The organism is Jannaschia formosa, from assembly GCF_003340555.1.
Classification (GTDB): Bacteria; Pseudomonadota; Alphaproteobacteria; order Rhodobacterales; family Rhodobacteraceae; genus Jannaschia; species Jannaschia formosa.
Window position 1 is genome coordinate 16,467 of record NZ_QPLJ01000023.1, and the last position, 21,996, is coordinate 38,462.

At 68.6% G+C, this 21,996-nt stretch carries 21 protein-coding genes; 12 read left to right on the forward strand and 9 right to left on the reverse strand.

Translation table 11 applies throughout. The features are described from left to right. Positions 1-50: 50 nt before the first annotated feature. Both DR046_RS18025 and DR046_RS18030 read left to right on the forward strand, forming a co-directional pair. Positions 51-353 carry a DUF4177 domain-containing protein gene (locus DR046_RS18025; RefSeq protein WP_115383771.1) on the forward strand — a complete coding sequence of 101 codons (303 nt, stop codon included), beginning with the start codon at positions 51-53 and terminating at the stop codon, positions 351-353. A gap of 101 nt (positions 354-454) precedes the next feature. Continuing rightward, positions 455-874: a DUF4177 domain-containing protein gene (locus tag DR046_RS18030; RefSeq protein WP_115383772.1), complete on the forward strand. Its 420-nt coding sequence runs from the start codon at positions 455-457 to the stop codon at positions 872-874. Between the two features lie 4 nt (positions 875-878). On the opposite strand, the gene DR046_RS18035 is transcribed toward DR046_RS18030, so the two are convergent. Continuing rightward, the gene (locus tag DR046_RS18035) at positions 879-1,136 is read right to left on the reverse strand and encodes a BolA family protein (protein WP_115383773.1); all 258 of its coding nucleotides are present in this window, start codon (positions 1,134-1,136) and stop codon (positions 879-881) included. A 78-nt stretch (positions 1,137-1,214) separates the two neighbouring features. On the opposite strand from DR046_RS18035, the gene DR046_RS18040 reads away from it, so the two are divergent. Beyond that, a complete protein-coding gene (locus DR046_RS18040; RefSeq protein ID WP_115383774.1) occupies positions 1,215-1,826 on the forward strand; it encodes a J domain-containing protein in 612 nt (203 codons plus the stop codon). 6 nt (positions 1,827-1,832) lie between these two features. Here the strand turns inward: DR046_RS18040 and DR046_RS18045 are convergent, their stop codons facing one another. Then, positions 1,833-3,035: a T6SS phospholipase effector Tle1-like catalytic domain-containing protein gene (locus DR046_RS18045; RefSeq protein ID WP_115383775.1), complete on the reverse strand. Its 1,203-nt coding sequence runs from the start codon at positions 3,033-3,035 to the stop codon at positions 1,833-1,835. 99 nt (positions 3,036-3,134) lie between these two features. Next, on the reverse strand, positions 3,135-3,677 hold the full coding sequence (locus tag DR046_RS18050) for a fasciclin domain-containing protein (RefSeq protein WP_115383776.1): 543 nt from the start codon (positions 3,675-3,677) through the stop codon (positions 3,135-3,137). 205 nt (positions 3,678-3,882) lie between these two features. On the opposite strand from DR046_RS18050, the gene cobS reads away from it, so the two are divergent. Both cobS and DR046_RS18060 read left to right on the forward strand, forming a co-directional pair. Then, entirely contained in the window at positions 3,883-4,869 is a 987-nt protein-coding gene (gene cobS, locus DR046_RS18055; protein ID WP_115383777.1) for a cobaltochelatase subunit CobS, read from the forward strand. 200 nt (positions 4,870-5,069) lie between these two features. Beyond that, positions 5,070-5,432: a hypothetical protein gene (locus DR046_RS18060; RefSeq protein WP_115383778.1), complete on the forward strand. Its 363-nt coding sequence runs from the start codon at positions 5,070-5,072 to the stop codon at positions 5,430-5,432. Between the two features lie 12 nt (positions 5,433-5,444). On the opposite strand, the gene DR046_RS18065 is transcribed toward DR046_RS18060, so the two are convergent. Together DR046_RS18065 and DR046_RS18070 are read right to left on the reverse strand one after the other, a co-directional pair. Further along, positions 5,445-6,716: a TAXI family TRAP transporter solute-binding subunit gene (locus DR046_RS18065; RefSeq protein WP_115383779.1), complete on the reverse strand. Its 1,272-nt coding sequence runs from the start codon at positions 6,714-6,716 to the stop codon at positions 5,445-5,447. Between the two features lie 125 nt (positions 6,717-6,841). Then, complete coding sequence (locus DR046_RS18070) at positions 6,842-7,795, reverse strand: hypothetical protein (protein ID WP_115383780.1); 954 nt, start codon at positions 7,793-7,795, stop codon at positions 6,842-6,844. A gap of 125 nt (positions 7,796-7,920) precedes the next feature. Here DR046_RS18070 and cobT point away from each other — a divergent pair, with 125 nt between their 5' ends. The 3 genes from cobT to DR046_RS18085 all read left to right on the forward strand — a co-directional run bounded on the left by cobT (position 7,921) and on the right by DR046_RS18085 (position 12,460). After that, the gene (gene cobT / locus DR046_RS18075) at positions 7,921-9,804 is read left to right on the forward strand and encodes a cobaltochelatase subunit CobT (RefSeq protein ID WP_115383781.1); all 1,884 of its coding nucleotides are present in this window, start codon (positions 7,921-7,923) and stop codon (positions 9,802-9,804) included. A gap of 364 nt (positions 9,805-10,168) precedes the next feature. Beyond that, complete coding sequence (locus DR046_RS18080) at positions 10,169-11,956, forward strand: aminopeptidase P family protein (RefSeq protein ID WP_115383782.1); 1,788 nt, start codon at positions 10,169-10,171, stop codon at positions 11,954-11,956. Between the two features lie 162 nt (positions 11,957-12,118). Next, a complete protein-coding gene (locus DR046_RS18085) occupies positions 12,119-12,460 on the forward strand; it encodes a DUF427 domain-containing protein (protein WP_115383783.1) in 342 nt (113 codons plus the stop codon). Between the two features lie 10 nt (positions 12,461-12,470). Here DR046_RS18085 and DR046_RS18090 read toward each other — a convergent pair whose 3' ends face one another. Next, positions 12,471-13,844, reverse strand: a complete 1,374-nt coding sequence (locus DR046_RS18090; RefSeq protein ID WP_115383784.1) for an FAD-binding oxidoreductase — start codon at positions 13,842-13,844, stop codon at positions 12,471-12,473. On the opposite strand from DR046_RS18090, the gene DR046_RS18095 reads away from it, so the two are divergent. The 3 genes from DR046_RS18095 to DR046_RS18105 all read left to right on the forward strand — a co-directional run bounded on the left by DR046_RS18095 (position 13,843) and on the right by DR046_RS18105 (position 17,411). Beyond that, positions 13,843-15,567 (forward strand): chloride channel protein, encoded by a 1,725-nt coding sequence (locus DR046_RS18095; protein WP_115383785.1) that lies wholly within the window; start codon positions 13,843-13,845, stop codon positions 15,565-15,567. The genes DR046_RS18090 and DR046_RS18095 overlap by 2 nt on opposite strands. 351 nt (positions 15,568-15,918) lie before the next feature. Then, positions 15,919-16,536: a c-type cytochrome gene (locus tag DR046_RS18100; RefSeq protein WP_115383786.1), complete on the forward strand. Its 618-nt coding sequence runs from the start codon at positions 15,919-15,921 to the stop codon at positions 16,534-16,536. A 14-nt stretch (positions 16,537-16,550) separates the two neighbouring features. After that, positions 16,551-17,411, forward strand: coding sequence for a DUF305 domain-containing protein (locus tag DR046_RS18105; RefSeq protein ID WP_115383787.1), 861 nt, complete (start codon positions 16,551-16,553; stop codon positions 17,409-17,411). A gap of 83 nt (positions 17,412-17,494) precedes the next feature. Here DR046_RS18105 and DR046_RS18110 read toward each other — a convergent pair whose 3' ends face one another. Next, on the reverse strand, positions 17,495-18,808 hold the full coding sequence (locus tag DR046_RS18110) for a branched-chain amino acid ABC transporter permease (protein ID WP_115383788.1): 1,314 nt from the start codon (positions 18,806-18,808) through the stop codon (positions 17,495-17,497). 116 nt (positions 18,809-18,924) lie between these two features. Here DR046_RS18110 and DR046_RS18115 point away from each other — a divergent pair, with 116 nt between their 5' ends. Beyond that, on the forward strand, positions 18,925-20,595 hold the full coding sequence (locus tag DR046_RS18115) for a calcium-binding protein (RefSeq protein WP_115383789.1): 1,671 nt from the start codon (positions 18,925-18,927) through the stop codon (positions 20,593-20,595). 3 nt (positions 20,596-20,598) lie between these two features. Here DR046_RS18115 and DR046_RS18120 read toward each other — a convergent pair whose 3' ends face one another. Together DR046_RS18120 and DR046_RS23295 are read right to left on the reverse strand one after the other, a co-directional pair. Then, entirely contained in the window at positions 20,599-21,609 is a 1,011-nt protein-coding gene (locus tag DR046_RS18120) for a branched-chain amino acid ABC transporter permease (protein ID WP_115383790.1), read from the reverse strand. After that, positions 21,609-21,995 carry a hypothetical protein gene (locus DR046_RS23295; RefSeq protein WP_135227330.1) on the reverse strand — a complete coding sequence of 129 codons (387 nt, stop codon included), beginning with the start codon at positions 21,993-21,995 and terminating at the stop codon, positions 21,609-21,611. The genes DR046_RS18120 and DR046_RS23295 overlap by 1 nt, the downstream gene beginning before the upstream one ends. Position 21,996: the final 1 nt, after the last annotated feature.

A 21,996-nucleotide genomic window follows, 5' to 3' on the forward strand; every position in this document is an offset into this window, starting at 1 on the left:
GTCCCGATCGCGCCCCCATGGCGCCGCATTGGCCCGGCAACCGTCCACCCATGAGACACGATCCCCACGCCCTCGAGCCGATCTACGAATTCACCGTCGTCCCCGCCCCGGCAAAAGCCGAGCGGGCCGAAGGACTTAAAACCGATGCCGAACGCATGGCCGCGACCTGGACGCAGCTTCTCAACGAGATGGCGCTGGATGGTTGGGACTATGTCCGCGCCGACCACCTTCCGAACGACACCTCGCGGGACCTGACCGGAACCGCGCCCAAGACCATGACATTGCTGGTCTTTCGTCGCCTCCTCTGCGAAATCGCCCCCGCCGTCACCCTGACCGCCGCGCTCCGCGCCTAGCCTGCCCGCCCGCTCCGCCCTATCGTAGCGTCAGTCGAAACGTCCTGTCCCTGCATACGGGCCGGGACTCGGGCGAAATGTGGCGATATCAGGGCGGAACGATGACGGATGACAGACCGCACCAGACCTTCGAATACCGGGTCGTCCCCGCTCCCCGAAAGGGCGAGAAGGCGCGCGGCGTCCGTTCCGGCGAGGCACGGTTCGCGCTGGCAATGTCACGCCTTTTCAACCGCATGGGCGAAGAGGGCTGGGAATATGTCCGCGCCGACACCCTGCCCTCCGAGGAACGCGTCGGCCTGACCGGCAAGGAGGTCAGGTACCACGCCCTGCTGGTCTTCCGCCGCGCGCTGGCCCCGCCCGTGCCCGCCCCCCAAGTCGTGCGAATCGAGCAACCGGAGGCGCCGCTCCGGCTCGCCGCCCCGCCCGCCGAATGGGCCGGCTTCGATGACGAGGAGATCGGCGAGGCCGAGGTGATCGAGATTCTCGCCGCCCGGGCCGAACCGAAACTCGCCGCGGAATAAGGACTTAGCCCTCCGACAGGTCCAGCGACAGCGCGTGGATCCGGTCCATCACGTCGCCCAGCGCCGCATGCACCGCGCGGTGCCGGGCGACGCGGCTCTGCCCCGCGAAGGCGGCGCTGCGGATCGCGACGTGCCAATGGCTCTCGCCCGAGCCGTCGTCGCCCGCGTGCCCGGCATGGCGCGCGCTGTCGTTGCGCACCTCGACCTCGGCGGGCGCGAAGGCGGAATGCAGCCTGTGACGGATGGTCTCTTCCATGTTCATCGAATTTCCCCGCTTGGCCCTTCCCCTTGACGCCGCAATGACTAAACTCCATCGCCTCGGACCGAAAGGGGGCGCGCCTTGACCAAGAACGATCCATTCAACTTCGACATGCGCGTCTCGACGGCGAAGAAGCGGAATCCACGCGGAAAACGCGGCATGTCCGGCGCGGTTGAGACCTCGACCCGCGAATGCGAGCACGAGGGCTGCACCGAGGCGGGCCAGTATCGCGCGCCGAAAAGCCGCGACACGAAGGACGACTACTACTGGTTCTGCAAGGAGCACGTGCGCGAATACAACGCCAAGTGGTCCTTCTTCGACGGCGCCACCGAAGCCGAGATTGCCGCGCAGGAGGCGAAGGACCAGAAGACCAAGCCCTTCCGCAAGACCATCGAGGAGCGTGCCTGGGCTCGCCTCGGCATCGAGGACCCCCATTCCGTGCTGGGCGGCAACGCCACCCGCAACCCCGGGCGCGGCGTGATCGGGCGCAAGCTGCCGCCGACCGAGCGCAAGGCGATCGAGATCCTCGAGGCCAAGGACGACTGGGACAAGGCCCAGATCCGCAAGGCCTACAAGGCGCTCATCAAGGTGCTGCACCCGGACATGAACGGTGGCGACCGCAGCCAGGAAGAACAGCTGAGCGAGGTCGTCTGGGCCTGGGACCAGCTCAAGGACAGCCGCAACTTCAAGTAGGCGGCGTCACGCGACGCGCGGCCCCTGCCCGTCCTCCGGCGGGCGCAGCCGGGCGTCCTGCCATTCCGCGAAGTCCCTTTCGAGGCCGCGCAGGGGCTCCGGCCGGTAGGGGCGGAAACCGGCATCCTTGGCCTCGAAGACCCAGCGTTCGCGCACGGCGTCATGGACGTGGTCGAACAGCGCGACCGGATCGCGAGGCCCTCCGAGGCGGCGCATCAGCGCGGCGATGGTGCCGCCCCGGGGCGGATCGGCATTGTGCAACGGCCCCATCGGGTCCGCCTCGCGCGCAAGCGCCCGGAGCACGATCTCGTCGAACTCCAGCCCCGCCTCGGCCGCGCCCTCCAGCACCCAGAGCAGCGCGATGGCCGAGAGCGCGGTGATCTCGCCGCCGCCGCCGACCGACCCGTGATCGCCCGCGAACCAGGCCTGACGGTAGGGCGTGCCCTCGCGCCCCGCGTTCAGCGCGTCGAGATTGGTCCAGAGCGTCGGGCGGAAGGACGTGCGCCGCTCGTCAACCGAGACGGCATGGCGGGCGGAGCGGACCATCGCCGACAGGTCGGTATCGTGGAAGGTGAAGCGCCGGTTGAGCAGCGGCGCTGCGGTAAAATGGCCGGGCACGCCCAGCGCGCCGACCGTGTCCCAGACGCCCAGATAGGCGATGTCGAAGGGGATCGCCTCGTCGTTGCCGAACTCGGCGTAGATGTCGGCATCGTCCGGATCGACCATGACCCAGGGCGAATGGATCGCACGCCATTCGGCGTTGCGCCGCTGACGACGGCCGGCCGGCAGGACCAGGCGCTCGGAATAGCGCGTCACCGCCTCGGGCAGCCGCGCCAGCGAGGTGCGGTCGAGCAGGCCGGTGAAGCGGATGAACCCGGCAAGGGACCGGGCGGTGAAGGCCCCGCGCGAAAAGCCGAAGACATGGACCTCGTCGCCCGGCTGGTAGAGAAAGCAGAGATGGCGATAGGCCTCGACCACGTTGTCGATCAGCCCGATCCCCATGGCTCCGCCGAGCAGCCGGTCCACGCCCCGGGTCAGCGCGGTGACGCCGCGGCGCCCGGTGCCCACGCCCTCCACATAGATCGGGACCTGCGCCACGCCGTCGGCGCCCAGCGGCGCGAGCGCATGGGACACGCGGACGACATTCGTCGGATGCTCCGCCTCGGCGAAGTTCCACGTGCCGTCGCAGAGGATCACGATGCGCTTCATCGCCCGCAGGCTAGCACGCAGGCGCGAAGACGAGAACGCCCCGCCTCCGGGCCGGAGGCGGGGCGAACCGGTCGCTCCCGGTGACGAGGGCGGAAGCGATTACTGCTTGGGCAGCAACACGCGGTCGATGACATGGATGACGCCGTTCGACTGGTCGACATCGGCGATGGTGACGGACGCGGTGCGGCCGTTCTCGTCGGTCAGCATGATCTCGTCGCCGCGATAGGTCGCCTGCAGCGTGCAGCCGCCGACGGTCTCCACCGGATGCGCGCCGCCGTCGTCGTCGATCATGCCCTTGATCGCCATGGCCATCGCGTCGGCGGCGACCACGTGGCAGGCCAGGATCTGCTGAAGCTGGGCCTTGTTCTCGGGCTGCAGAAGGGCGTTCAGGCTTTCGTCGCTGATCTGGCCGAAGGCGCGGTTGGTCGGCGCGAAGACGGTGAACGGGCCCGGGCCCGACAGCGTCTCGACCAGCTCGGCAGCCTGCACGGCAGCGACCAGCGTCGTGTGGTCGGCGGAGTTCACCGCGTTCTCGATGATGTTCCGTTCGGGCAGCATCGGCGCGCCGCCCACCATCATCTGCGCGGTGGCCGGCATGGCAAAGGCAGCGGCGAGCGCGGTCGCGGTCAGGATCGTCTTCATGGGTGTCTCCCTTTTTCTGGCGCCGCCCGGCCTTGTCCCCGGGCGGTCCTCGGCAGCCACGGCAGCGCACGGAGCAGAGTTTCCCCCGCGCGATCACGGCTGCGTGAGGCGATCCTGGCGGCAAGCGGTGCGGGGGGCGGGGCTTCCCCTTGCGACCGGTCGGCATATGTTGCAAGCGGGCGAGCGTGGACCAAGGAGGCGCGACATGGCGGACGGCAGCACCGAGATCAAGGCGAAGCCCGACACGGATATCTCCGTCCGCGAGGTGTTCGGCATCGACAGCGACATGAAGGTGCGCGCCTTCTCGGAGGCGACCGACCGCGTGCCCGCCATCGACCCGACCTACAAATTCGACCCGGACACCACGCTGGCGATCCTCGCCGGCTTCGGCTGGAACCGGCGGGTGATGATCCAGGGCTATCACGGCACCGGCAAGTCGACCCATATCGAACAGGTCGCCGCGCGGCTCAACTGGCCCTGCGTGCGCGTCAACCTCGACAGCCACATCAGCCGCATCGACCTTATCGGCAAGGATGCGATCAAGCTGAAGGACGGGGTTCAGGTCACCGAGTTCCACGAGGGCATCCTGCCCTGGGCGCTGCGCAATCCCGTCGCCATCGTCTTCGACGAATACGACGCGGGCCGCGCCGACGTCATGTTCGTGATCCAGCGCGTGCTGGAGCATGACGGCAAGCTGACGCTGATGGATCAGAACACGATCATCACGCCGCACCCGTCCTTCCGGCTCTTCGCGACGGCGAACACCGTGGGCCTGGGTGACACGACGGGCCTCTATCACGGCACGCAGCAGATCAACCAGGCGCAGATGGACCGCTGGTCGCTGGTTGCGACGCTGAACTATCTCAGCCACGACGCCGAGACCGCGATCGTCCTGTCGAAGCAGCCGCATTACAACACCGAGAAGGGCCGCCGCACGGTCAGCCGCATGGTCACGGTCGCGGACCTGACGCGCACGGCCTTCATGAACGGCGACCTCTCGACCGTCATGTCGCCCCGGACCGTCATTGCCTGGGCGCAGAACGCCGAGATCTTCCGCGACGTGGGCTATGCCTTCCGGCTGTCCTTCCTCAACAAGTGCGACGAGCTGGAGCGGCAGACCGTGGCCGAGTTCTACCAACGCTGCTTCGACGAGGAACTGCCCGAGAGCGCGGCGAGCCTGTCGCTCGGGTAGCACGAAGCGCCTCAAGCGGCTTGGGGCGGGCTCTCCTCGGACTAGGTCCGGGGATGACGGATCTTCGAACACGGGCTTTTCGCGCCTGCGCGCCTCGTTCCGGTCGCGCGGGCGCCCTCACCCTGCCATTCTTGCAGGGTATTCCGGTCGATGTACCTTTGCCGCGCCCCGTTGGGCGCGGTCGACCGGAGTGTTTGCCGATGAAGATGACCATCGGGGCCGAGTTGCCCCCCGACTACGTTCCCGCCCAGGAAGACCTCGCCTCCGCCGCGGCCTCGCTGATCGCCCATGCGCTGCTGCCGCTCTTTGCCGAGAACATGCCCGAGCGGATCGCCCGCGCCAACGCGCAGGCCGTCACGCTGGAGCTGTCCTACCTGCTCGACGAGGGCGAAATCCGGATCGGCGGCAAGACCTACCGTCCGCGCCTCGCCTTCGTGGACGACAGCGGCGCCGCGGCCGCCGGCTTCGCCCGGTTCCAGAACATGGCCGAGGCCGCCTCCGCCCCGTTCGATATCGACCCCGAGGCGCGGGTCACCTTCGAGACGCCGGAATTCCAGGACTGATCGCCCGCGGGATCAGGCGGCGCCGGCCCCCTCGATCCTGCGGCGCAACAACTCCACGTGCAGGCGCGCGTCATAGGCCGCGTCGCGATAGGCCAGCGGCAGCTTCAGACCGGCGATCTGGCGGTCGAGCCCGACAAGTTCTGCATCCAGCGCGGCCAGCCGCGCGGGATCGCTGCATTCGGCGACCTCCGCGTCGATCTCGCGGATGCGGGCGTAGTGCCGGAACACGCGCGACCGGATCCCCCAGGCATAGAGCCCCGGCAAGGCGCGCAGCAACGGCAGCAACAGGAACACGATCGGCAGCAGCAGGATCGCAAGCCGCTCGATCTGCGCGACCATCCAGTAGGGCACCAGGTCGGCCAGGGGCGAGGGGCCGTCGGACAACCGGTCGCGGGCATAGGAATGGGCGGGCAGCGAGGTGTTCTCGAGGCTGGGAAACATGCCTTCGGCTGACAGCACGTCGCCCGGGCGGTGGATCTCGATGGCGGCCTCGACCAGCCGGTCGACCAGCGCCGGGTGCAGGTCGGGCACAGCCACGATCCGCGCGACGAGGGCCAGAAGCTCCCGGTCCTGCGGCGGAAGCGGCGGCGAGAGCTGGAACGTCCCCGAGGGCACGTCGACCAGCATCGCCTGCGGCATCCGCCGCGACAGGGCCGTCGCATGCGAGACGTCCACCAGCCCGATCCCGTCGTCGGAGAGAAGCCTTACGAGATAGGGTGCCGAGAGCGGCGCGACGAAGATCGCGACATCGGCCGTGCCATCGAGCAGCGCCCGGGCCGCCGTCTCGCCGCCCAGCGGCAGCAGCGTGTTGGCCGCTGTCGGGACCTCTCCGGCCGCGAGAAGCGCCCGCGCCGCCGCCCGGGTCCCGGAGCCCTCGGCCCCCGCGGCGATGTCGAGCCCGCGCCAGAGCGCGACGTTGCGGGGGATGCGACGGTCGGTTTCGGGTTGCAGGCGCGAGAAGATCAGAAGCGGCTCGATGAAGATGGCGCCCAGGGCGACCGCGTCCTCGACTGGGCCGACGCCGCCCTGCAGAAACCCCGCCTGCACCTCGCGCGCGTCCAGAAGCGCGGCGTTCTCGACCGATCCCGCGGTCGGCACCAGTTCCAGCGCGATGCCGTCGCGCGCCAGGATCGTGCGGTAGCGTTCGGCGAAGCGCCAGTAGCCGCCGCCCTCGATCCCCGCCGCGAAGCGCAGCGTGGTGGGCGGCATCAGGTCGCGGACCGCGAGGACGGTAACGACGACGACGGCGCCCAGAACGGCGGCATAAGCGGTGAGACGAAGCATGGGCCTCGGCGGCTGGCAAGAATCCTCGTCGGATCAAGCCCCGCGTGGCCCCATTTCACAAGCCCCGAGGGTCCGGCCGGACCCTCGCCGCGAAAGGGGCCGCTCTAAAAGCGGCCCCGGATCGATCAGTTCCCGCCCATCAGGCGCTGGAACTGCTGGGGCGTCATGCCGGGCGGCAGCAGGATCACGGTCGATCCATCGCCCAGCTGCTGCACCTGCGGACGGTCCGGCGCGGCGTCGCCGAGCGCGCGGTTCATCTCCTGACGCTGTTGCTGGGCCTGCTGCTCCATCTCCTGGCGCTGCGCGCCCTGGCGCTCCATGCGCGCGCGCTGCTCGTAGGCGTCGCGCATGCGGCTGCGCTCGTCGCGCATCTGGCGCACGGCACGGGCGCGCATGTCGGTCATGCCGCTGACATAGCCGCTACGATATCCTTGCTCGAACATCTCGCGGGCGAAGGTCTCCATGTCGATGGCCATGCCCGACGGGGTGACGAACATCTCGTTCGTGCCGTAATCGCCATCCGTCTGCGGGGCCGTCGCGTCGTCGACCTGCGCCATCATGCCGCTGTCGCCGGAGTCGGAGGACGTGTCGGAACCGCTCCGCGTGGCGCTGGATCCGGCCTCTGAGGTCTGGCTGCCGCCGGACGTCCCGTCGGCCTGAAGCGGCGACGGCGTGGCCGCCAGTCGGGCCCGGCGCTCGGAGGGCTCGTTGCGCAGCTCCACGACGGTGTTCGCACCGGGTTCACGGGTGCCGCCCGGGTGGGTCCAGTCCTCATCGGCCTCGTCGGTGGCGAAGGAGGTCTCGCCATCGGCCCTACGGATCTTCTCCGCGAGCTCCGGATCGGACACGCCCGTCCCGAGCTCCGGGCCGGCACTGTCGAAGATGATGTTGCCCTGATTGTCCCGCTGGATGAAGCGGATCGAGGGCGTCGTGACGTCCTCCCAGGTGGTTTCGGCCATGTTCTCCCCGGTCATGGCGGGCGAATCGGACTCCTCCGCCGTCGAGGATTGCTGCGCCACCGCGGGCACGGCCAGGGCGAGCGCCGAGACGCAGGCGAGCGTTTTCGTCAGGTAGGTCATCGGTTTCTCCGTTCTGGTTCGTCCACTGTGCGGTCGAACCCAGAACGCGCGTCCCCCCCGTCACGGTTGCACGCGCCCGCGCGCGCGGCATTGCGCGCCCGGTGCAAACGACTAGGTTGCAGGGCATGAAGAACAGCTCCTCCCGCCCGGGCGACAACCCCGCCGACCCGTTCAAGAAGGCCCTCGCCGAGGCGACCAAGACCCTTGCCGACGACCCGGATCTGGCCGTCAGCTATTCGGTCGACCCGCCAGGGATGACCAACGATTCCGTGCGCCTGCCGCAGGTCACGCGCCGGATGACCCGCGACGAGGTTCTGCTGGCCCGCGGCACCGCCGACGCCTATGCGCTGCGCCATCGCCACCACGACGCAGGCGTGAACGCGCGCTATCTGCCCCAGGGCAACATGGCGCGAGAGCTTTACGAGGCGATGGAGACCGCCCGCTGCGAGGCCGTGGGCGCCCGCGACATGCCGGGGACGGCGGGCAATATCGACGCCAAGATCGGCGTCGAGGCCGCGCGCAAGGGCTATGGCGACATCACCGACAAGGCGCAGGCGCCGCTGGCCGCCGCTGCCGGCTACTGGATCCGGCAGATGGCTACGGGCCGGGACCTGCCCAGGGGCGCCGACAACGTGCTGGAGCTCTGGCGCGACTTCATCGAGGGCGCGACCGGCGACCGGCTCGCCAATCTGGACGAGATCCTGTCCGACCAGACCGCCTTCGCCAAGCTGGCCCGCCAGCTGATCGACGACCTCGGCTATGGCGATCAGCTCGGGGACGATCCGGACCTCGAGGACGAGGACCAGGAGGACAGCGCCGACCAGGACGACCAGGAGGAACCGGACTCGACCGGCTCCGACGACGACGACCAGGAGGACGAGCAGGCCTCGCCGGAATCTTCTCAGGACCAGCAGGACGATCCGTCCCAGGCGCAGGTCTCGATGGACGACATGGCCGATCAGGAGGCCGGCGAAGAGGCCGAGATGCCCGAGGCCGAGGACAGCCACGAGCCCCCTGTCCCGCAGCCGATCTCGGACGCGGACCCGAACTACGCCGTCTACGTGACCGCCCATGACGAGGTCGTCGGCGCAGAGGAGCTGGCAGAGCCGGCCGAGCTGGAGCGGCTGCGCGCCTATCTCGACCAGCAACTGGAGCCGCTGAAGGGCGCCGTCTCGCGCCTCGCCAACAAGCTGCAGCGCCGCCTTCAGGCGCAGCAGAACCGCAGCTGGGAGTTCGACCTCGAGGAAGGCATCCTCGATGCCGGGCGCCTCGCCCGCGTCGTGGCCAATCCGACCACGCCGCTCAGCTTCAAGATGGAGCGGGACATGGAGTTCCGGGACACGGTCGTGACCCTGCTTCTGGACAATTCCGGCTCGATGCGCGGGCGCCCCATCTCCATCGCCGCGATCTGCGCCGACGTGCTGGCCCGGACGCTGGAACGGTGCGGCGTCAAGGTCGAGATCCTCGGCTTCACCACCCGCGCCTGGAAGGGGGGCCTGAGCCGCGAGGCCTGGCTGAAGGACGGGCGGCCACAGCAGCCCGGGCGCCTGAACGACCTGCGCCACATCATCTACAAGTCCGCCGACGCCCCCTGGCGGCGCGTCCGGCCCAATCTCGGTCTGATGATGAAGGAGGGGCTCCTGAAGGAGAACATCGACGGCGAGGCGCTCGAATGGGCGCATCGCCGGATGCTGGCGCGCGGCGAGGCGCGCAAGATCCTGATGGTGATCTCGGACGGCGCCCCGGTCGACGACAGCACCCTGTCGGTCAACCCGGCGAACTATCTCGAGAAGCACCTGCGCGACGTCATCGCCATGGTCGAGCGTCGCAAGGCCGTGGAGCTGCTCGCCATCGGCATCGGTCACGACGTGACCCGCTACTACGACCGGGCGGTGACGATCACCGACGTGGAGCAGCTGGCCGGCGCGATGACCGAGCAGCTCGCCGCTCTGTTCGACGCCGATCCCCGCGCCCGCGCCCGGGTCATGGGCATGCGCCGCGCCTCCTGAGGGGGAGCAGACGTCCGATATCCGCCTCCGCGGCCAGATGCAGGCCCGACAGGGAGGCGGGATCTCCCGGCAGGTCCGTGCGCCTCCGGCGGGCATATTTGTAGAGCATCGATGGACCGCCCCTCGCGAAGAGTGAGCTCCCGCGTTCTTGACCGCGGGTTCGCCAGCGACGCGAGGGACGCCGTCCTTCGACGCTCACGGCCATCGGCTTGCCAGCCTGTCCCGCCCGGCCAGCGTCGCCGAACTTTCCTAATGCATCGTTAATGTTCCTTCGATGCTCCATAAATATGCCGGGGAGCGCGAGGGGCTGGCCCCTCGCTCCTGCCCGTGGGACATGTGCCGCGAGCCGAGACCGGAGTGCGCCATGTTCCAGACTTTCGACGTCACCGCCCGCCCCCAGGACGCGCCGCCGCGGGTGGCGCGATTGCGGGAGTGGGTGGCCGCCGAAGGGCTCGACGGTTTCGTCGTCCCGCGGGCGGACGCCTATCAGGGCGAGTACGTGGCCCCGTCGGATGCGCGGCTGGCATGGATCAGCGGGTTCACCGGTTCGGCCGGCTTCGCCGTGGTCCTGGCGGAGCGGGCAGCGTTGTTCGTGGACGGGCGCTATACCGTGCAGGCCAGGGCGCAGACCGACGCGGCGACCTTCGAGCGCGTGAACTGGCCCGCGACACCGCTTGCGACCTGGCTTCGCGCCGCCCTGCCCGAGGGCGGCCGTGTGGGGTTCGATCCCTGGCTTCACACCGTCGCCGAGATGGAGAAGCTGCGGGACCTGGACGGGATCGCGCTGGTCCCCGTGGCCAACGGCGTCGATGCCGTCTGGGAGGACCGGCCTGCCCCGCCCGCGGGCGAGATGCGGCCCTACCCGGTCGAGCTCGCCGGGCGGGCCCATGCGGAAAAGCGCGCGCAGATCGCCGAGGTGCTGAAGGCCAAGGGGGTCGCCGCCTTCGTCACGACGCAGCCTGACGCGATCTGCTGGCTGCTCAACATCCGCGGCTCCGACATCGAGCGCACGCCAATCGCGCAGGCCTTTGCGGTCCTCCATGCGGACGCGACGGTGGACCTGATCTGCGACCCGGCCAAGGCCGCGCCCGTGGCCGACCACCTCGGGCCGGAGGTCCGGGTCTCGGCGCCCGACACTCTGACGGGGCTGCTGGAGGGGATCGCGGATGCCGTCGGCTACGACGCGCATGCCTGTCCGGTCGCCCTGGCCGAGGCGCTGAGCGACGGGCGCGCGATGGAGGATCCGCTGGCGATCCCCAAGGCGCGCAAGTCCGCGGCCGAGATCGCCGCCACGACAGAGGCGCATCTGCGCGACGGCGCCGCCATGGTCCGTTTCCTGCGCTGGCTGGACCAGGACAGGCCCGGGGATCTGACCGAAATCGGCGTGGCCCGGGCGCTGGAGGGCTTCCGCCGCGACACCAACCAACTGCTGGAGATCAGCTTCGAGACCATCGCCGGCGCCGGGCCGAACGCGGCCCTGCCGCATTACCGCGTCAACGTGGAGACCGACCGACCGCTCGCCGGTGAGCCGGTGCTGCTGGTCGATTCGGGCGGGCAGTATCTGGACGGCACGACGGACATCACCCGCACCGTGCCGCTGGGGCCGCCGCCCGACGAGGTCTCGCACGCCTTCACCCGCGTCCTGCAGGGCATGATCGCGGTGAGCCGGACGCGGTTCCCGAAAGGGGTTTCGGGGTGCCATCTCGACGCGCTCGCCCGCGCACCACTCTGGGCGGAGCACAAGGACTACGATCACGGGACGGGGCACGGCGTCGGCGTCTATCTCGGCGTCCACGAGGGCCCGCAGCGGATCAGCCGTGCCTCGAAGGTCCCGCTGGAACAGGGTATGATCCTGTCGAACGAGCCCGGCTACTATCGCGAGGGCGCCTTCGGCATCCGCATCGAGAACCTGATCGTCGTGCAGGAGGCCGAGCGCCCCGAGGGCGGCGACGACCGGGAGATGCTTGGCTTCGAGACGCTGACCTGGGTGCCGATCGACCGGCGCCTGATCCGGACCGAACTGCTCTCGCCCGACGAGCGCGCCTGGATCGACGCCTATCACGCCGGCGTGGCCGAGCGGATCGGCCCGAGGGTCGAGGGCGCGGACCGGGACTGGCTGATACGGATGACGGCGCCGGTGGAGCGGGGCTAGGCGGCGCGTCCACAGGGGGTTCCGCGACCGCCCCCGCCCCGCTACTGTCCGCGCAACGGCGTCAGGGCCAGGCACGGCCCCGTCCGGCGATGCGCGCCCCTTCCGGCGCAGGCCGGGCGGGGTCGTGGCGCCTTGGGCGCCCTATCCAAGCGAGGTAAGCACATGTCCCACATCAAGGTCTCTCCCGCGTCCGGCGTCTGGACCGTCCGTACCGATGACGGCGTGCTCGTCGAAAGCCGCAATGCGCTGAGCCTCGAGGAGGGCGGCATGGCGCCGGTCATCTACTTCCCGCGCGAGGATGTCGCGATGGCCCTGCTGGAGCCGTCGGAGAGCACGACGCGCTGCCCGCACAAGGGCGTGGCGACCTATTTCTCCTATGCGGGGCAGTCGGAGTCGCTGCCGGACGTTGCGTGGAGCTATGAGGACGTCATCAACCCCGACGCCAAGGCGATCGAGGGCCATCTCGCCTTCTACCGCTCCAAGGTGACCGTCGAACAGATCTGACCGTCGCGCCTCAGTTTTGTCGGACCAGCTTGCCGGGATTCATGATGCCGTCAGGGTCGAGGGCGCGTTTGATCGCGCCCATCACGTCCCAGCCGGCGCCATGCTCGCGCTCCATGAAGTGGAGCTTGCCGAGACCTACCCCATGCTCGCCGGTGGCCGTGCCGCCGAGGTCCAACGCATGGGCGACCATGCCGTCCGACAGACGCTTGGCTTCGGCCAGTTCGGCCGGGTCGCTGCGGTCGACCAGCAGGATGGCGTGGTAGTTGCCGTCGCCGACATGCCCCAGGATCGGGCCGGGCACGGCGCTTGCGGCGATTTCGGCGGCGGCGCGGTCGATGGCCTCGCCCATCCGGCTGATCGGCACGCAGACATCGGTGACGACGGCGGTCGAGCCCGGGCGCGAGGCGAGGATCGTGTGATAGGCGCGGTGGCGCATCGTCCAGAGCCGCGTGCGCTCCTCGGCCTGGGTGGCCCAGCGATAGCCGGAACCGCCCGCCTCTGTGGTAAGCTCGCCGAAGCGCTCCGCCTCCTCGGCGACGGCGGCGTCGGAGCCGTGGAATTCGAGTAGCAGATGCGGCGCCTCGTCGAAGCTGGCGCCGTCACGGGCGTTGAGGATCGCTGCGGTGGCCGCGTCCACGAACTCGACCCGCGCGGGGCGCAGGCCCATCTGGATCGCGAGGATCACCGTCTCGATCGCCGCTCCGGTCGAGGGAAAGGCACAGATCGCGGCCGAGACCGCCTCGGGCTGGCCATGCAGCTTCAGCGTCAGCTCCGTGATGAGGCCCAGTGTGCCCTCGCTGCCGACGAAGAGGCCGGTGAGGTCGTAGCCCGCGCTCGACTTCGCGGCGAGCGTGCCGGTGCGGATCACGCGGCCGTCGGGCAGCACCACCTCCAGCCCCCGGACCTGATCGCGCATCGTGCCGTAGCGGACGGCGGTCGTGCCCGAGGCGCGGGTCGCGGCCATGCCGCCCAACGAGGCGTTGGCGCCGGGATCGACCGGGAACATCAGCCCCGTCGCCCGCAGCTCGGTGTTCAGCGCCTCGCGGGTGCAGCCGGGCTGGACGCGGACCAGCATGTCCTCGGGCCGGATCTCCAGCACGGCGGCCATGTCGCGGAAATCGACCGTCAGCCCGCCGCGCGGGGCCGAAGCGTGTCCCTCCAGCGCCGTACCTGTCCCGAAGCCGATCAAGGGCACCCCATGGCGCGCGCAGATCGTCATGACCTGCGCGACCTCTGCGGTATCCTTCGGATAGCACACCGCGTCGGGCGGCATCTCGGCGTGCCACGTCTCGGAGCGGCCGTGCAGGGCCAGATCGCTCTTCCCCGTGCTCAGGCGTTCCCCTAGCATCGCGCGCAGCGCGACCATCGCGTCATCCGGGATCATGTGTGTCCTCCCCGGGGGTCAGAGTGGATGCGGGGCGCGCGAAGGACAAGACGTGAGCGACAGCTTCCCCCTATCCCGTCTGACCAGCCGTGCACGCCGGGGCTGGGAGGTGGTGCTGACGCGCGGACCCTCGCAGATCCAGTTCTGGTTCATCGCACTGGCGGTGGGAATCGCCTCGGGCTACGCCGCCGTGGCCTTCATGCATGCCATCTCGTTCCTCCAGGCCTTCCTCTACGGAACCGAGGACGTCCGCCACATCCACAGCTTCGCGGCGACGCTGCCATGGTTCTGGGTGCTGATCCTGCCCTGCCTCGGCGGTCTGGTGGTGGGCTTCATCCTGACCCGCTTCACCCCCGACGGCCGCGTGCGGGGCGTGGCGGAGGTGATCCAGGGCGCGGCGATGTACGAGGGCCGGGTGGAGCGGCGGGCGGGGCTGGCCTCGATCCTGTCCTCGCTGATCACGCTCTCCTCCGGCGGGTCGAGCGGGCGGGAGGGGCCGGTGGTCCACATGGTCGGCATGATCGCGGGCTGGGTGTCGAACCGCATCAACGCCGACGGGATCACGGGCCGCGACCTGCTCGGCTGCGCCGTGGCTGCGGGCGTCGCGGCCAGCTTCAACGCACCCATCGCAGGTGCGCTCTTCGCGCTGGAGGTGGTGCTGCGCCATTTCGCCGTCCACGCCTTCGCGCCGATTACCATCGCGGCAGTCTCGGGCTCGGTCATCAGCCGGACCAATTTCGGCGACGTGACCGAGTTCGCCCTGCCCGGCGTCAACACGCTGGCCTTCTACGTGGAGCTTCCGGCCTTCCTGCTGCTGGGCCTGACCTGCGGGCTGGTCGCGGTGGTGCTGATGCGGTCGATCTTCCTGGCCGAGGATCTCGCCACCCGGATACAGGCCCGGATCGGCCTGCCTGCGATGCTGCGCCCGGCCGCGACGGGGCTGCTGCTGGGCGTCATGGCGATCTGGTTCCCGCATATCATCGGCGTCGGCTACGAGACGACCTCGGCGGCGCTCTCCGGCGAGCTGCTGCTGCACGAGGCGATGGTCTTCGCCGTGCTGAAGGTCGCCGCCGTGTCGATCACGATGGGCGGCCGGATGGGCGGCGGCGTCTTCTCTCCGGCCCTGATGGTGGGCGCACTGACGGGGCTTGCCTTCGGGATCGTCGCGACCGGCGTGCTGCCCGACGTCTCGGGCTCCGAGACGCTCTACGCGCTGGCAGGCATGGGCGCGGTCGCGGCGGCGGTGCTGGGCGCGCCGATCTCGACCACGCTGATCGTCTTCGAGCTGACGGGCGACTGGCAGACGGGCCTCGCCGTCATGGTCGCGGTCAGCATGTCGACGGCCCTCAGTTCACGGCTGGTCGACATGTCCTTCTTCCTCACCCAGCTCGAACGCCGCGGCGTCCACCTTGCCGCCGGGCCGCAGGCCTACCTGCTGGCGATGTTCAAGGTGTCGTCGGTGATGAAGTCCCCCGACCACCCGCGCGCCCCATCGGAGGAGCGGGTGAAGGCGGCGGTGAACGAGGCGCTCTTCGTCGCGCCCTCGGACACGCTGGAGGCGGCGATGCCCCTCTTCGAGAAATCGGGGCGGGAGTTCCTCGCCGTCGTGCGCCTGTCGGACAAGGCGGAGGGTCCGGAGATCGTGGGCGTCCTGCTGCATATCGACGCCCTGCGGGTCTACAACCGCGCGCTCGCGGCGACGGCGGCTGAGGAACATTCCTAGAGCCCCGCAGGGGGGCGCAGCTCCGGACCCACATGTAGCGCTGCAACCGTTTAGCGCTGCACCCGTTCGGAAACTCGATCCGGCGGTCAACCGGTCCCCTGGCGGACCAGAGTCAGCCAGACCGGGTGTGCCGATACCGCACGGCGGAGATCGGCTTGATGCTCCGTCCGGGAATGGCGCCCGACGTCCGTCACCTTCTGTCGAAGCAGGCGGGCACGCGAGATTTCGCGGGAACAGCCGGAGCCTGAGGCTGTTTGCTTTTGACAGCATCGAAAACGGCGGGGGCGAGGCTCCAAGCTCATTCCGCGTCGAGAGCGGCGCACCAGTCCGGTGAGGCCACAGGAGAGACCGATGACCAACAAGCTCGGAGCCGGAATTGCGATCGGTATCGTCGGCACCATCCTGGTGGCAATCGCGGTCTGGCTGACAGTCGTCTACACCGGCGTCTACAACGTCGCAGCGTCCGATCCGCATGCCGATGCCGTACGATGGACGTTCGATACCACCATGCATCGCTCCGTCGAACGGCAGTCTGACGGGATCGAGCTCCCGGAAACGTTCTCTGCCGAGCTGTTTGCCCAAGGAGCGAGTCACTACGCCGAAAGCTGCGTCCACTGCCACGGCGCTCCGGGTCAGGACCCCACGGCCTGGTCGCGGGGAATGAAGCCGCAACCGCCGCACCTTATCGAAGCTGCTGCAAACTGGAGCGCCGAAGAGATCTACTGGATCGTCGAGAACGGCATCAAGATGAGCGGGATGCCCGCCTTCGGCGACCATCATGGGCCCGAGGCAATCGCGGCGATCACCGCCTTCGTGTCGCGGCTGCCGGGCCTCTCGCCCGATGACTACCGTGCGCTGACCGCCCACGACGGGACCTCCGACACGGCGGGTGCCCTGCCAGCGTCGGGTCCTTCGGTCGAGGTGGTGACCGGTGGCGCCGGGGCAGACCCCACCGCTGCCGCAGACTGAGGAGAAGAACACCCATGTCCTATACTCGCTTCGGGCTGATGATCCTCACCTCGACGGTGGTGATGTTCATCCTGATGTACCTGAACACCTACGCGTGGGAGCATCTCTTCTTCTCGGAGACACGGACCTACATGGCCATCATGATGGGCGCCACGATGGCCATCATCATGCTGGCGTACATGCTGGGCATGTACCAGAACAAGACCCTGAACATCGTCATCTTCGTGAGCGCCGTTATCGTGTTCGCCCTGTCGCTGTGGCTGGTCCGCAGTCAGGTGACGGTCAGCGGCACGAGCTACATGCGCGCGATGATCCCGCACCACTCGATAGCCGTCATGACCTCGGAGAGGGCGCAGATCCGCGATCCCCGCGTGGCCAAGATGGCGCACGAGATCATTCTAGCGCAGCGGCGCGAGATTGCCGAGATGCGTTACCTGATCAGCGAAGTGGCCGAGGGCAACGTCGTCGAGACGATCTATCGCGACCCCCCGGCCGAGGTGGGCACGGTGGACGATGCCCTCGGTCGGGCGCTGATCTCGACGCTCGACCCCTCGCCGATGCCGGAGGCCGAGGCGGAGCAGATCCTGCGTCCCGGTCCACGCTGCGTGTTCAACCGCAGCCCGGAGACCGATCCGATCCTCTGGGCGGCGCGGGACAGCGGCCAGGGCGCCATGAAGCTCAACGGGGTCCTCGTCCCCCTGGAGGGCAGCGAGCAGACAGGCGGAACCCTTTTCTTCCAGGCGGACGGTGTCGCGATGTCCGTCCGCCTGCTGGGCGAGGAGGCGGACTGGCGCTCCAATGCCGAACTCGTCTTCGCGCTCGATCAGGGACTGACCGTCGGCTACCGGGGCTTCTACGCCTGCGAGGCCGAGTAAGGTCCCCCGTCCCGCTGCTTGAGGCTGCGAGACGTGCATCTAGACGGGGCGGCTGACGGCGCACACCCCTGCCGGAGCGGCTTCTACCGCTCCGGGATCAGGCCTCGGGGCGAGAAGCGCAGCACCAGCAGCAGGATCAGCCCCATCGTCAGCAGCCGCATATGCGCCGCGGCGTCCAGCAGATGCGTCTTCAGCCAGGTCCCGTCGGCCATGCCCGCCGTGATCCCCTGCATCAGCAGCGCGCCGATCGGCTCCACCTGAACCCAGAGCCACCAGACGAGGAACCCGCCCAGCACCGCGCCCCAGTTGTTGCCGGACCCGCCGACGATGACCATCACCCAGACCAGGAAGGTATAGCGCAGCGGCTGGTAGGTCCCGGGCGTCAACTGTCCGTCCAGCGTGGTCATCATCGCGCCCGCAAGACCGACGACTGCCGAGCCGAGCACGAAGACCTGCAGGTGACGGCGGGTCACGTCCTTGCCCATCGCCTCGGCCGCCGTCTCGTTATCGCGGATCGCCCGCATCATCCGCCCCCAGGGCGAGGCCAGCGCGGCCTGCGCCAGCCACAGCAGGATCGCCAGCACGATCAGGAACAGCGCCGTGTAGCCCAGCTTCACCGTGATGCCCGAGGCCGTCACGGGGTCGAAGCCCCAGGCCGTCACGCGGGCCACGAAGGCTTCGGAATTCTGGAGGTCGATCTCGTAAGGCACCGGGCGCGGCAGGCCGATGACGTTCTTCACGCCCCGCGCCATCCAGTCCTCGTTCTTGAGCACGGCGATCACGATCTCCGCGATGCCCAGCGTCGCGATGGCGAGGTAGTCCGACCGGAGGCCCAGCGCCGTCTTGCCGATCAGCCAGGCCGCCCCGGCGGCCAGCGCGCCGCCCACCGGCCAGGACAGGATGATCGGCAGGCCCAGCCCGCCCAGATAGCCGGTCGCCGCCGGGTTCACCGCCTCGACCGCCTGCACGCCGGCATCGAAGACGGTCCGGAACAGGAAGAACCCGCCGATCAGGATCACGAGGACGGAGCCCGCCCGGAAGCGCGTCATCCGCGACCAGGCCAGCACGGCGGCGACCACGGTCGCCGCGCCCAGCACGAGCCCCAGCAGGACGCGCAGCCCCCCGTCGGCCCAGGCCTGCCCCGTGGGCGGCATGGACACGAGCACCGCGCCCAGCCCCCCGAGCGCGACGAAGCCCATGATGCCGACGTTGAACAGCCCGGCATAGCCCCACTGCATGTTCACGCCGAGCGCCATGATCGCCGAGATCAGCCCCATGTTCAGGATCGTCAGCGTCACGTTCCAGGACTGCACGAAGCCCGTGCCGACGAAGAGCAGCGCGACGAAGCCGAAGAGCAGGATCACCCGCGTTCTGTCCGTTCCGCGCAGTCCGAGCATATCCTGACCCCTCTTCGTCTATCCAACTTGCTTAGCCCGCGAGGCGCCGGAGGAAAAGTGCTTCGGTGCACCGCTGCGTCCGTGATAGGAAGAGACAATTGATTTAGGGGCTTGTCATGGCGAAGACGACGGATGCGGTGCGGATCGACAGCGATGCCGGCGCTCAATCGGAAGCGGACGACCTGGACATGATCGCGGTCGAGGGCTTCGGCGCCCTCGCGGTCTGGCACTGGCGGAACAGCGGTGTCGCGTTGCGTCCCTTCGACGAGACCGGCGAACCGATCCTGCGCAAGTCCTTCGTGATCTCGATTTCCCCTGACCGCGACGGGTACCGCGAGGCTGGCGGGCGGGAACCGGAGGTGACCATCTCGGAGTCGGGGCTTGGATACATCGTCTGGGAAGTGGACCGGGCGCTCGATCCCGCGCCCACGACCTACGATCCAGATAACCCTTATTTCAGGCAGGACGGCGACAAGCTCTTCGTGCAGGAGGTGTCGGCGGCGCGGGGGCTGATCGGCGGTCCGCGAGAGCTTCTGACAGGCCCACTCGGCGTCGAAGGCTACGATGTGCTGGCCGCGTCGAAGGGCCTGCTGATCGCCACCGCCGAGTCGCTGTCGCGCGAGGACGGCTACCGCATCGTCCTGCGCCGCGAGGAAGAGGGCGGGGAACTGGAATCGAACCTCGTCTACCGCACGACCTCCGAAGAGGTCGAGGCGCGCGAGATCCGGCTGGACCCGCTGTTCGGAGGGCGGAACGTGCTCACCTGGGTCGATCAGGGGCGGTTCTTCGACGAGAACGGGCCGCGTTTCGAAAGCACGCTCAAGGCGCGCATCGTGACGGATGACGGGTCCGGCGCGGGGCGGACGATCAACGTGGCCGACGATGTCTCGGGCGGCGCATCAATTGCTGTTTCCGGGCAGACGCTTATCGGCGCCTATACGACGCGGAGCCCTGTTTCTGGCTCCTTCGATCTGACCGTCGTGAAGTTCGAGGGCGGCCGGCTTGAGGATGTGCTGAAGATCCCGGGCGGACGGGGGGCCGAGGTGGTTGCGCTAGAGGACGGGCGCTTCGCGCTTTTCTATCTGGCCGCCAACGCCCGCGACAGCGGGATGTTCGGTCAGATCCTGGACGCCGACGGCAAGCCGGAAGGGGCCGAGTTCATCGTCTCCGCCGTGCCCGGCTCCTTCCCTCCTGTCGCGGTGGAACAGGCGGACGGCACCGTCCTCCTGACCTGGAACGAGGAGGACTTCGGATCCTTTCGCATCAACGGCTCACGGGACGAGACTGTCTACTCGGCCGTCGTCGATCCGGATGCGGTGGGCCGGTCCTTCATCGGCGGCGATGGTGACGACGCACCGCGGCCGAGCGCGGCCAACGACAGCTTCTTCGGCGGTGCGGGAAACGACCGGCTGGAGGGCGGCGACGGGGCCGACCAGATCGACGGCGGCGCGGGGCAGGACGCGATCACCGGCGGCCGCGGAAGCGACGCCCTCACCGGTGGCGTCGATGCCGATCGGTTCGTGCTTCGGGCGGATCACGGCCGCGATCTCATCACTGATTTCGACCTCACCCAAGACGTGCTGGTCATCGACAGCGCACTTGTCGGCGGAATGCTGTCGGGGGCCGAGGTGGTCGAACGGTTCGAAGTCATCCCGAACTCGCCGGCAGGCGGTGCGTTCGGGCGGGTCCTCGACTTCGGTGACGGGAACGAGGTCTTCCTGCGCCGCGTCCTGCGCGACGACCCCGATGCCGGACACATGCTCGGCGACGCGATCCTCGTGGTCTGACGCTCAGACCGACTTTCCGGCAAACAGCCCGGTCGGCCGGAACAGCAGCACGATCAGCAGGATAACGAAGCTGACCGCGAACTTGTAGTCGGTGGACAGAAGCTGGACCAGGCCCTCCGGCTCCCACCCGCCGGGCATGGCGTAGCCGAGCACCTTCTTGAGCGGATAGGTGATCGTCACCTCGGCGAAGGCGATCACGAAGCCGCCCGCGATGGCGCCCAGCGGATTGCCCAGACCGCCCACGATGGCCGCCGCGAAGATCGGCAGCAGCAGCTGGAAGTAGGTGAAGGCCTTGAACGACTTGTCGAGCCCGTAGAGCGTGCCCGCCACGGTCGCCAGCCCCGCCACGATCAGCCAGGTGATGAAGACGACGCGTTCGGGGTTGATGCCCGACAGCAGCGCGAGATCCTCGTTGTCGGAGAAGGCGCGCATGGACTTGCCGGTGCGGGTCTTGTTGAGGAACCAGAACAGCGCCGCCACCACGATCACCGCGACGACCACCGTGATCGCCTGCGAGGTGCGGATCGCCAGCCCCTCCTCCAGGCCCGTCATCTCGCGGAAGGTGCGCACCGAGATCAGGAACCGCTCCCCATCGGCGAAGCGCTGGTCGTCCACGCCGATGATGAAGCGGACGAGGCCGTTCATCACGAACATCACCCCGAGGGAAGCGATGACGAAGGTCACTGGTGGGGCCTTCTTGGCGCGGTAGAAGCGGTAGACCGTCTTGTCGGTCGCGATCAGCAGAAGCGCCGTGATCGCGATCCCCACCGGCAGCGCCAGCAGCGCCGTGGGCAGCGGCCCGAAGGTGATCCCGGCGCCCTGCAGGCCCCAGGTGCACAGGATCACGGCCATCGTCCCGAAGGCCATCGTGTCGCCATGGGCGAAGTTCGAGAAGCGCAGGATGCCGTAGATCAGCGTCACCCCGAGCGCGCCGAGCGCAAGCTGCGAGCCATAGGCCAAGGCGGGGACGAAGACGAAGTTGGCGAAGGTGACGAGGGCGTTTACGGGGTCCATCAACTGCTCCCAAAATACTCGCAAGCGCCTGTCCATTGCGACAGTATGAACTCGCCGAGAATGTGTGTGTGCCGAGAATGAACCGCTAAACCGTCTTGCAGTATGGTCGTGGATTGGACCGCGCCAGACGGAACAGTCTCGACGAATGAAACAGCTCCCGTTCCGGTGACCGACGTGACCTGCACGAAGCCGACATTCCCTTGCATATAGGCGCCGCCTTGGCCGCCATCTTCAACGAAAAATGTCAGCTTCATTTCCTTGTTTGAGCATTCTCCATCGGAACATTCCTCGACGAAGTCGCAAACCCAAGATATCGGAGAACAATATCCGGGTGTGGCTGCAATCAAAAGCGCGGTAAGGGAGTAGAAGGCCGGGAAATGGGTCATC